Consider the following 12,453-nt stretch of genomic DNA (forward strand, 5'->3'; position numbering starts at 1 on the left):
ATGATTTGTTAAGGAAGTTGGAAGGAAAATTGGAAATAATTAAAGAGATATGTAAAGAAAATAATGGAGAAGTTTGTTTTGAGATAGTTCCAATTTTTGAGAAAGATAACTTGCCGGCAATTTATTTTGAGAAAAGATTTTTAAATATTGTAAATTATTTGGATGCAGTTATTGATATTGACATGTATTTGAATTGAATCTTTGATTTAAGAGTGTATATATTAAGTGAGGATGAAATGGAGTTTCAAGTAATATATTCTAGAAAAATTCAAGGGGCAGTAATGTTATTTACAGTATTTATGTTTGCTTGTCAGTATGGACTTACAAGGGAAACAGTAGCAGAAAATTTTTCGAGAACTGGTATATGTTGGAGCGAATTTGCACTAAATGTAGTATTCAGTATCCTTCTGATTTTTCTGGTTTGGGATGATGATTATATTCTATCAGATGAGAGCATTACATTTCGAAGAGTTATTTTTTGTAAAAAACATAAATGGAATGAATTCCCTTATTGTGGAATTTGTTATAAAAAAAATGAAAATGCAGATGATAGAAATGAAAAATTATTGTACTTTTCAAATAAACCCGAGTCAGATAGTAAATTCGAAAAAGTGTATCATGTCATAGAGTATACACCTGAGATTGAGGCAATTTTCCAAATTTATTGTCCGCAAATGCCAGATCTAGACGGGAAGTTTTGGAAAAACGAGCTAATGGGTACAAAAATGTGGGAAGACGCAGATATTGATAATTACAAACGAAAAATTTTTAAATACGATTTTATCCAGTCTGTTCATTTTTTGCCAATAATATGTGCTTTAAAACTTGCAAGTAATTATTATGTTCCAGTAGTGATGTTGGTAGGTGCAATTGTATTTACATATAGTCCATTTATAAAAAAATGGCATAATAAAGTAAAGGAACTTACAAGAGAATATCAGAGAGCTGCATTATGTCAATTGATTGCGGAAAGATGCACTTAAAAATATGGAGATTATGTATAATGCATCAGAGCATTATGAAGGATGGTTAATAGAAAATATAGTAATAAAGCATTAAAATTTAAAGTATGTTAGATGTAGAAAAGCAGAAAGGCGTATCCTTTCTGCTTTTTTTGTACTGAAATTCGGTACAAAATGGATGGGTTAGTAGATGTTGCAACATAAAATTTGTATATACCTGCCATTTTAATTTCCATAATTACCAATTTTGATATAGAAAGAAGGGTGAATATTATGATGCGTGGACCTCCATAAGAAAACTTACTTGAAAAAATAAAGATTTATAAAATAAAAGAAGGGAGAAATTACAGATGGCAACAACATTACTAACAGCCGAGGAAATGCTTGAAGAAACAATTAGAAAAGTATCTTCATCACCTGATGAATGGCTGCGTTTTTTAAACACAGCGTCCCGTGTCTATCAGTATAGTTTTGATGATCAGCTTATGATCTACGCACAGCGTCCGAATGCGGTAGGATGCACGAGTTTCCAGATATGGAAAAAAACAAACCATTATGTAAAGCAGGGAACAGCAGGGATCGCACTGATACATACGGTAAATGGACGGAAAAAACTAAGGTATGTGTATGATTATAAAGATACCGATATTGTGAGGGGAGTCCCTGTTACAGAAGTAAGGAAGCCATACCTCTGGCAGATAGACGAAGAGGATAAAAAAGATGTGTCCGATCATCTGCAAAGGAGATACCATATCAAAGGACAAGAGGCAGACCTTGCTACCATGTTAAAAAAGTTAACAGAAGAGATCATAGAAGACACGATGGCAGAAGAAGTGCCAAAACTGCTGAGGGACAGGCAGGATTCTTATTTAGAGGATTTAGACCAAGATACGATACGGCTAGAGTACAGGGAACTGTTCTTATCTACGGCATGGTATCTGCTGTTAAGCCGTTGTGGGATAGATCCTGAGGAATATATGTATCTGGAGGATTTTCGGTCAATCACAGATTTTAATAATGAGGATGTGCTGCTGCGATTGGGATCTCCGATAAGCGAGCATTGTGCATCAGTCCTGAAAGAGATCGGACTTTATCTCTTTCAGAAAAATTTACAAAAAAACCGGGCAGAAACTATTGTAGAAGGAAGGGCAAAAGAATATAATCAAGATAGACAGATACCAGTACAAAAGGAGGCGGAACAAGATGAAATTAACCTATACGAAAGGCGAAGACGGTCTGATGTATCCAGAGCTGGGACTAACAAAGACGGAGGGGCACATCGGGAAATACGGACTGATGAGGGAAAGATACCTGAAAGAACACGACAGATCGACATATCAGATCCTTCTGATGAAAGATTACGAGGGACATCTGATCGAGATCCAGAAGCAGGCAGAAGAGAGGATGGACGAACTGGTGCCAGAGCTGATGAAGGCGGCAGGGGTAACGGAGGAACTGAAAGCAGCCGACCAGATGAAATGGGTCGGACTGGTAAACAACTGCAAACAGCAGGCGGAGGAAATAGTGAAACAGGAGATTATATTCAATTAAGCTTATTTCCACAAAATGAACAAGAACAAGCTGATTATGGAACAGCAGCAGGTGATAAACCGGCTGCTGTTTTTGCGTTCCCGGAAACTTATATCGACGAAGCTTTACGGACAGGCGGGAATGATGACCATTCTTTAGAATATGTGCTACTTGACCTGATGCAGAAAAAACCAGGAGAACTGCTTAGAAAAGACCTGAAAGAGGCATGGAAAGGCGGAAAGGGTCTTTTTATGCCAGACGGAGTAAAAGTCAGTGTATGGTACAGTGAGGAAGGGATCTTTTTTCGCCGGGGGAATGGTGCAAGAAGGAATCCAGAAAAGACATTATCGTGGGACGAAGCCGCAGAACGGATCGAAAGTCTTTATCAAAATGGACAATTTACTACAAAAGAATTGCAGGAAAAAGAATTTGATACGATACGGACGAGAATAGCAGAATATGTTTTTTTCTTTTACAGAGACAGCAGGCTGGAATCACGATGGGGTTCAGTTTATATTGAAGCTGTTGAGAAGATTACTGGGGAGCTAAGAGATCCTATAGGTGTAAATACCATATATGAAGAACTTCTATCATTTGAAAAACGTGTAGATTTTGAAACTGGATGGCAGAAAAGGAATTTTGAAGCAGCAAAAGAACATCTTAAAAAACTGAATCAGGCATCTATACCTGTTTCACAAAATGGAACAGAACCAGTACACATAGCATTTATCACAGCAGATGAGATAGATAAATTGTTGCAGGAAGGCGGTATCGTTCAAGGAGGAAAGAGCCGGATACTGTCTTTTTATCAGCAGGAACCTATGCCAGACAAAAAAGTAGCGATCGCTTTCCTAAAAGAAGAGTATGGTATCGGAGGACATTCCCATTCTATATCAGGAAGTTCCCATTCTGATGAGTGGCATGATGCCAAAGGATTTCATTTAAAAAAAGGAAAGGCAGAAAAGAAACTGACATGGAAAGAAGCAGAAAAACGTATCCGTATCCTGATAGAAAACAAAGAATATCCTTATGTTAAGGATAAGGAAATGCAGGAACAATCGGTTAAGGAGGATCACACAAAGGAAAAAGAAAATGTACTGAATTTCAGTACGGAGGAGAAAAAAGAGGATACCCTGCAGTTCCAGATCGATTATTCAGAACATGATAGGTTAAGCGTTTATGACAAAGAAAATGAAAGGTTTCATACGAAAAAAATATCTTTTGCTGTAGCCGACAGAGTTTTTACTGTATTAGATGAACAGGAAAGAAAACAGCAGGAAGAGGAAGAAGCCCCTTCTTATTATAAAACAGCCTTTTCCGTATACGCAGTCATTGACGGGGAGGAGTATTCTTTCCGGGGGAGATATGATATTGGAAGTGAAGGAAAGTCACTTTTGGAACATATCCGGGAATACTATGCGTACTGCCTTTCCCCAGACTGCCTGTACAGAAAGCATTGGGCAGAAGATGGTATGCTTGAGGAAACGATAGCACAGCTTACAAGGGATAAAAAAGTATTTATTCCATATCTTGAAGAACATCTGGGACTTTCACCGGAAGAAGAAAAACAGGCGGAGGAATTCCTAGAAAAAAAAGAACCGGGAGTCTTACAGGATAGAAGATACGAGATCGTTGATACGGGACGGTTTGATTATCCATTCAGTGTACACGAACTGACCCGGACGGAGGAAGGCTTTTCTTACTCTGGAAATACAAAGTTCTGCCGAAACAAAGAAGAAGTGGATGCCTGGATAGAAGAACAGCAGGAAATACCCAGAAAGATGGAGGCAGCGATCGAAAGCAGTGAAGATTATGAGGATGCTGCGGTGTCTTTTGTTACAACAGTAGACCCAGAGGGAAACAGACAGCCGGCATACCGTTTACTGAAAAAAGGAAAGAACGGGGTAGAGCCGTATCCTTCAGAAGAGATGCTCTTTCATAGTATCGGGGAAGCAAAAGAATATATAAAAGATCATGCGGAAGAGATCAGGCAGATCTCCTATGATGAGATCATGGACTGGGCCGCGGAAATAAGACAAGATAAGATCACTGCTACAGAAGTCCAGGAAGAGATCCTCGATGCAGAGACGGTTGCTGTCACTCCTGCTTCAGAAGAGAACAGCCAGAACTATCATATTTTAAAAGGGGAATTGGAAACAGGGACAATCCGGGAAAAATGCTGGAAGAATATCCTTGCGATCGAAACGGTAAAACAGTTAGAAAAGGAACAACGGCAGGCAACAAAAGAGGAACAGAACATACTAGCAGATTACGTTGGATGGGGCGGGATCGCAGATGTTTTTGATGAGAAGAAACCACAGTGGCAGGAAGAAAGGGAGAGGATACAGACGGCACTGACTCCGGAAGAATACCGTTCGGCAGTAGGGTCTGTTTTAAATGCCCATTATACACAGCCGGTTCTCATTAAAGCCATGTATCAGGTATTGGCAGGCCTGGGATTTACAAAGGGACGGATATTAGAACCATCCTGTGGGACAGGGAATTTCTTCGGACTTCTTCCAGAAAGCATGAACAAGTCTACGTTATATGGTGTGGAGTTAGACCAGATGAGTGCAAAGATAGCTGGTTATCTTTATCCAGAAGTAAATATTGAGAATACGGGGTTCGAACGTACAGATTATCCAGATGGATATTTTGACATAGCTGTCGGAAATGTTCCCTTTGGGGATTACCGGGTAAATGACCCTGTTTATAACCGTCATGGATTTTTGATCCATGACTATTTTTTTGCAAAGACACTGGATAAACTGCGCCCAGGTGGTGTTGCTGCATTTATCACAACAAAAGGGACGATGGATAAGGAAAATACCAAAGTAAGGCAATATCTTTTTAAGAGGGCAGAACTTCTGGGAGCAGTCCGGCTGCCAAACACTGCATTTAAAAACGCAGGGACAAAAGTAACTTCTGATATTTTGTTCCTGCAAAAAAGGGAAAAAGAAATAGCTGATTCGGAATGGATCTCTGTTACAGAGGATGCACAGGGGATCCCTGTAAATAGTTATTTTGCAGCACACCCGGAGATGATCCTGGGAACAATGAAAGAAATCTCAGGACCTTATGGGGTGGAGACTGCCTGCATAGAAAACGAAGGCGTTTCTTTAGAAATACAATTACGGGATGCCATAGCCAATATCACAGGACATATACCAGAAAGGATGCCGGAGGAACGTGCTGAAATTCAGTACGGGACCGAACCTGTAACAGATATGCCAGACAGGGAAGCGAACAGGATATACAGCTATGTCGTATCAGAAGCTGGGGATATTTATTATAAAAATGAATCGGGACTGGAGCAGCAAAGGGTCACAAAGACAACAAAAAGCCGTATCACCGGGATGGCTGCTATCCGGGACTGTGTCCGGGAACTGATCCGACTGCAGGTAGAAGAAACAGAAAATACAGAAACAAAGATTCAGGCAGAGCAGAGAAAATTGAATACCCTGTATGATTCTTATACGGAAGAATGGGGACTTTTAAACAGCATAGCGAACAAGAGGGCTTTTTCGGAAGATTCCTCCTATCCTCTGTTATGTTCCCTTGAAAGATTAGATGAAGACGGGAATCTTGCCGGAAAAGCAGATATGTTCTCCAAACGTACTATCCGGCAAAAGGAAAGTATCACTCATGTCAATACTGCGAACGAAGCCCTTGCTGTGTCTATGACAGAACATGGAAAAGTTGACCTTTCCTTTATGTCGGGACTTTGTGGAAAGCCGGGGGAAAAGATAACAGAAGAACTGGCAGGAGTTATCTATAGAAATCCAGTAACACAGGAATGGGAGACAGCAGACAGCTATCTGTCAGGCAATGTACGGGAAAAACTTCGCATTGCAGAAAATTTTTTGGAAAGTACTCCAGAGTATAAAAGGAATGTAGAGGCATTAAAAAATGTGCAGCCAAAACGGCTAGAAGCATCAGAGATCGAAGTACGGCTGGGTTCTATGTGGATACCATTAGAAGTTTATGAGCAATTTATGATAGAGACATTTCAGCCGCCAAAATATATTGCCGCAAACCATACGATAAAGATACAGTATTCCTCTTACACAGGGGAATGGAATATTCAGGGGAAAAATATAGATGGGAGCATTTTAGCGACCAATACCTATGGGACGAAGAGAGCCAATGCATACCGTTTACTGGAAAATTCACTGAACCTTAAAAATATACAGATCTTTGATACCTATACTGACAGTGAGGGAAAGGAACACAGGGAATTAAATAAAAAAGAAACAATACTGGCAGGACAGAAGCAGGATATGATCAAAGAAAAATTTAAGGACTGGATATTCAAAGACAGGGAACGGCGGGAAATGCTGGTCACGATCTATAATGAAAGATTCAACTCCATCCGTCCAAGACAGTATGACGGAAGCCATTTGGAATTCCCCGGAATGAACCCGGAGATCACCTTAAAGCCACATCAGAAAAATGCCGTCGCACACCAATTATACGGTGATAATACCTTGCTTGCACACTGCGTGGGGGCAGGGAAGACCTTTGAAATGGCTGCCGCAGCAATGGAAGCAAAACGCATCGGGATTACCCATAAATCACTGTTTGTTGTACCAAACCACCTGACGGAACAGTGGGGTGCGGAATTCCTTACCTTGTATCCTGCTGCCAACATCCTTGTGGCAACAAAGAAAGATTTCCAGCCTGCAAACCGTAAAAAGTTCTGTGCAAGGATCGCAACAGGGGACTATGATGCTGTCATTATCGGCCACTCACAATATGAAAAAATCCCACTGTCAGCAGAACGGCAGCGTAATATTTTAGAAGAACAGATAGATGAGATCGAGATGGCGATCAGCCTGGCTAAAGAAGCACAGGGAGAAAATTATACGATCAAGCAGATGGTAAAGAGCAGAAAGAACTTGGAAGTCCGACTGGCAAAGTTAAATGATAAGAAAAAAGACGATGTGGTGACATTTGAGGAATTGGGCATTGACAGGCTGTTTGTGGACGAATCGCACGCATTTAAGAACCTTTTTTTATATACAAAAATGAGGAATGTAGCAGGTGTCGCACAAACAGAATCCCAGAAAGCGATGGATATGTACAATAAATGCCGGTATATGGATGAGATCACAGGAGGGAAAGGGATCACTTTTGCGACAGGGACTCCAGTCTCAAATAGTATGACAGAGCTGTATACTATCCAGAGATACCTGCAGTATGACCGCCTGCAGGAAATGGAACTGGGGATGTTTGATAACTGGGCCTCTACTTTTGGGGAGACAATCACAGCTCTTGAGTTATCTCCAGAGGGTAGCAGTTATCGCATGAAAACTCGTTTTGCAAACTTTTTTAACTTGCCGGAGTTAATGTCTGTTTTTCAGGAAGTAGCAGATATTCAAACTGCCGATATGTTAAAACTTCCAGTTCCACAGGCTGAATATGAAAATATTGTCCTGCCGGCAAGTGAACAGCAGAAAGAGATCCTGCAGTCCCTGGCAGAACGAGCAGAGTTGGTGCGGAATGGTGCGGTAGACCCAAGTGAAGACAACATGTTAAAGATAACAACGGATGGACGTAAACTTGCTTTAGACCAGAGGCTTCTCAATGATATGCTGCCGGATACAGAAAATAATAAGGTTTCTGCCTGTGCAGAGCGATGTTTTACAATCTGGGAAGAAACAAAAGGACAGAAGGCAGCACAGTTAGTATTCTGTGATTCTTCCACACCAAAGAAAGACGGAACCTTTAATGTATATGATGCCTTAAAAGAAAAACTGATGAAAAAGGGAATCCCGGAAGAAGAGATCGCATTTATCCATGATGCCAATACGGATGTACAAAAAGCAAGATTATTCTCTAAAGTGCGTTCCGGGCAGGTACGTTTTTTACTTGGTTCCACGTCAAAAATGGGTGCTGGTACTAACGTCCAGGACAGACTGATCGCCCTCCATCATTTAGATGTACCCTGGAGGCCTGCTGATATTGAACAGCAGGAAGGACGTATCTTAAGACAGGGAAATAAAAATAAAAAAGTAAAGATATTCCGGTATATCACAGAAAATACATTTGACGCATACTCTTGGCAGCTTATAGAAAATAAACAGAAGTTCATCGGGCAGATCATGACATCCAAATCCCCTGTCCGTTCCTGCCAGGATGTCGATGAAGCAGCATTATCTTATGCGGAAGTCAAGGCACTTGCAACAGGTAATCCCAAGATAAAAGAAAAGATGGATTTAGATGTACAAGTGACAAAGTTAAAGATGCTGAAAGCCAATTATGAGAGCAACCTGTTTCGTCTGCAGGATGCTATTGCTGTGGAATACCCGGAAAAGATTGCAAAATATGAAGAACTCACCACAGCATATGATACTGATATAAAACATATAGATACCGTCCTGAACACTCCTTTTTTGATGGAGATACATGGTGTTACCTATAATGATGAAAAAGCTGCGGGGGAAATGCTTGTACAGGCCTGTACACAGATGAAGAAAGCCCATGCCGATGCAGAAAATATCGGAAGTTTTTGGGGGTTTCAGATGAAGATCTCGTATTCTTTGTTTGACAACAGCTTTTATGTAAGACTGACGAGAGAAGCCTCTTTCATAGTCGAAGTTAAAAAAGACCCTGTACGAAACATCGAACGTATCCTTACCGCAATGAGAAACCTTCCCGGACAAAAAAAGACAGCAGAAGAACGGCTGGAAGATGCAAGACAGCAGCTTGTGCAGGCAAAAAAAGAAGTACAGAAACCATTTGAAAAAGAAGAAGAACTGAAGTTTATCCAGGCTCGTCTGGTCAAAGTAAATGCGGAATTAGATGTAGGATCAGACGAAGAGAAAATACAGAAAGATGGGAAGAATCGACAGGAGGAACAGAGAATATGCCTGTAATAAGAGTATCAAAAATGGGAAAATGTATCCAGAAATTAAGAGAAGAACGGGGGTGGAGCTTAGAAGAACTGGCAGGACGTATCCTGCTGTCACCAGAGGAATTAAAATGCATGGAAAATGGTATAAAAGAACCAGACAAGATGACCGTCACTTTGCTTGGTTATATCCTAAACGTGCATGCAGACAACCTGTTAAATGGTGAGATCCACTGCCGGGTGTCCCAGACAGAATTAATGGAGCTTATGAAAGAGACCATAGACTATCTGGAAGGGATACAAAAGGAGAATAAACAGATCGGAGTGGATATGGAAAAGATACAGGAAAAATATGGACTGCCAGGAAAAGATATGCCGGAAAGAGAACGTACAGAGAGGATGCAGAAGCAAGGGCATATCTTTACAAACAAAATACAGAAAGAATCTGTACCGAAGTTATTATAGAAAATGTACTGAATTTCAGTACGGAACAGGAGGAGATACGCATGGAAGAAAAAAGCAGGGAAGTTGTCATGGCAATATCCAATGCAGCAAGGTATATGGACCCTTTTTTTAAATTATCAGCAATGGGGACTATCTTATTACTGCAGTATTTTGCCCGTATGGTCAAAGAACGAAAATTAAAAGAAACAGAATTTACGGACTTCCAGAAATTTTTAAGAATGACGGAAGGAAAATATGATATTATGAACGTCCCGGAAATCCCGGAGGAACAGTTGTCAGAAGAATTAAATACCCTCGGCATCCATTATATGATACTTCCTGATCTGGAAAAAAATGATGGAATGCTGCAGGTTGCTGTTTATCAGCCAGACAGGGAAAATTTTGGGGCATGGTATCAGCGGCATATCTTAAGCTGTATGACAGGGGGAGAAAAAGACATACAGGAACTAAGGAATCTTACTTCCGGAAAAACAACGATAGTTTCTTTTCCACTGGAAGATGAAGAGGAATTAATTAGAGAGGATTTTGAAAAGTTAGGAATTAATTATTCTCGACTTCCTGATTTACATGTTGGAGATGGTGAATTGCAGGTTGTTATAGCAAATGCAGATCTTCCAAAAGTTGAATCTTGGTATAAATTATACCGGGATGATCTGCGGAAAGATGGCATAACGGATGTCCCGGATATGAAAAAAATGTCGATGGATAACTATATGCAGACAGGACAGCAGACGGAAGCAGAATATATTGATACAGCTTCCCCGGAATTAAAGGCTGTTAATGCTAAATATGAGGGAAAAGAAAAGGGAGAGATCGAACACCAAATAGAAGCAGCCGAATATAACACTATGGGAAAAGAATCTTCGACAGCATATTTGCGGTATGTAAATGACCCTGCCTATATCCCGATCAGCATTGATAAAAAAACTCTGGTTGAGAAATCCTCAGTGATCAATAAAGATGGATTAGATAGATATAACCAGTTTGCCTGCCGTATTCCTGGGACATATGGAAAGAATGAAAAACAACTTGTGATACCTGAAACACAGGTCTTTGAGACACAAAAAGGTTCGTATATCGCTTTTCTAAATAAAGAAGAGCCGGTATTTGTATTTAATGTCAGAACAAAACAGGTAGACCATGAGATGAGAAAACTGACGGGCGAAGAATTTGCGAAACAATATTTTGATAAAGTAGACAGACCTTCAGAACGTAAAGTAACATCATTAAAAAAATATAAAGAGAAGGGAAAAGATCTAAGTGACCTTAAGATAAAGATGCCGGATCCACCAATCAGATCAAAATAAAACGTGCTGAATTTCAGTACGGTGACCAGCAGTTACTAAAAACAGTTATGTATAAACAGGCATAGCTGTTTTTATTTTTTATATGGGCAGAAGAAAATCGTTCTTCTGCTCATTTTATTATAGGAGAATATGTATGATACAAAAACGAAAACCACCATGGGGGATGTTTTTTATCCTGTTGTTTTTAGCATTGGCAGTGTCGTATTATATAGCAGGATTGTTCAAACTAGATGATGTGACGATACAGAATTATCAAGATAAATTAGCCTACATATTGATGCATCCATTCCGTAACTGGTTCAATGAAAAAACACCAGCCGTTATAGGGATTGCCCTGACTGCATGGGTAATGTTTGTCTGTTACTATCTCACTTATTACCGCAATTTTCATCCCGATGCAGAACATGGTGTTGCAGAATGGGCAGATGTACCAAAGGCAGCTAAAAGACTGTATGGAAAAGGGGAAGAACCTGTTACCTGCCTGAGTAAAAATATTACAGTAAATGCAAAGGCATTGCCAAATATGCATATCCTGATTCTGGGCGGTTCTGGTGATGGAAAAACAACATCCCTTTTGATTCCGAATATCTTACTGGCGAATATGACAAATATTATCCTTGACGTGAAAGGAGACTTGCTGAAAAATTATGGAGGCTACTTAAAAGAAAAAGGGATAGCTGTAAAAAGCCTTAATTTTAAAGATATGGCACAATCAGACCAGTATAATCCGTTCAGATACATAGAAAATTATACGGATATGGTAGAACTCATTACAAATATCCAGACATCTGTAAAGCCGCCGGATGCCCAAAAAGGAGACCCTTTCTGGGATGATGGTGTAGGACTGTATCTGCAATCCCTGTTTGAATATGAATGGCTTCAGGCAAAAGAAGAGGGAAGGACAGCCTCTATGCTGGGAATCCTTGATCTGGTAAACAAGGAAACACAAAAAACAGATGAAGAAGGGACAACGCAGTTACAGCAGGATATGCAAGAGTTACAGGAAAGATATGGGGAAGATTATCCGCCAGTGAGAGATTACCGCAAGTTAAAAGAAGGTGCATCAGAAACCGTACGCTCTATTGTTATCATGGTTAATGCACAATTACGTCTTTTTGAAATCCCGGAGATCAAACGGATATTTGAAGGAACGGATGACATAGATATTCCATCACTAGGATTAGGTGTAGAGGGAAATCCTAAGAAAAAAACAGCTTTGTTTCTTGTCATGCCGTCTGGAGATTCTTCTTATAACCTTTTTATTAATATGTTCTACACACAGTTATTTACCGTTTTAAAAAGAGTCGCAGATAATCGAAGAGACGGACAGTTACCG

Annotated in this window: 6 protein-coding genes; all 6 read left to right on the plus strand. The window is 40.1% G+C overall.

What is annotated here, in order from left to right:
• Nucleotides 1-197, plus strand: a 197-nt coding sequence (locus EUBHAL_RS06585; protein ID WP_005346869.1) for a DUF4279 domain-containing protein, incomplete at its 5' end; no start/stop codon positions are given.
• Nucleotides 198-236: 39 nt separating this feature from the next.
• On the plus strand, nucleotides 237-983 hold the full coding sequence (locus tag EUBHAL_RS06590) for a hypothetical protein (protein WP_044922323.1): 747 nt from the start codon (nucleotides 237-239) through the stop codon (nucleotides 981-983).
• Nucleotides 984-1,312: 329 nt separating this feature from the next.
• Complete coding sequence (locus tag EUBHAL_RS06595) at nucleotides 1,313-9,370, plus strand: LPD25 domain-containing protein (RefSeq protein ID WP_005346877.1); 8,058 nt, start codon at nucleotides 1,313-1,315, stop codon at nucleotides 9,368-9,370.
• The gene (locus EUBHAL_RS06600; protein WP_005346881.1) at nucleotides 9,361-9,810 is read left to right on the plus strand and encodes a helix-turn-helix domain-containing protein; all 450 of its coding nucleotides are present in this window, start codon (nucleotides 9,361-9,363) and stop codon (nucleotides 9,808-9,810) included. The genes EUBHAL_RS06595 and EUBHAL_RS06600 overlap by 10 nt, the downstream gene beginning before the upstream one ends.
• Nucleotides 9,811-9,851: 41 nt before the next feature.
• Nucleotides 9,852-11,117 (plus strand): hypothetical protein, encoded by a 1,266-nt coding sequence (locus EUBHAL_RS06605; protein WP_005346883.1) that lies wholly within the window; start codon nucleotides 9,852-9,854, stop codon nucleotides 11,115-11,117.
• A 133-nt stretch (nucleotides 11,118-11,250) separates the two neighbouring features.
• A partial coding sequence (locus tag EUBHAL_RS06610) for a type IV secretory system conjugative DNA transfer family protein (protein WP_005346890.1) occupies nucleotides 11,251-12,453 on the plus strand: 1,203 nt, incomplete at its 3' end.

This window comes from Anaerobutyricum hallii DSM 3353, from assembly GCF_000173975.1.
In the GTDB taxonomy this organism is placed as follows: Bacteria; Bacillota; Clostridia; order Lachnospirales; family Lachnospiraceae; genus Anaerobutyricum; species Anaerobutyricum hallii.

Coding starts and splice junctions, on each gene's coding strand:
- EUBHAL_RS06595 (WP_005346877.1), top strand. CDS start 1,313: ATGGCAACAACATTACTAACAGCCGAGGAAATGCTTGAAGAAACAATT.
- EUBHAL_RS06590 (WP_044922323.1), top strand. CDS start 237: ATGGAGTTTCAAGTAATATATTCTAGAAAAATTCAAGGGGCAGTAATG.
- EUBHAL_RS06600 (WP_005346881.1), top strand. CDS start 9,361: ATGCCTGTAATAAGAGTATCAAAAATGGGAAAATGTATCCAGAAATTA.
- EUBHAL_RS06605 (WP_005346883.1), top strand. CDS start 9,852: ATGGAAGAAAAAAGCAGGGAAGTTGTCATGGCAATATCCAATGCAGCA.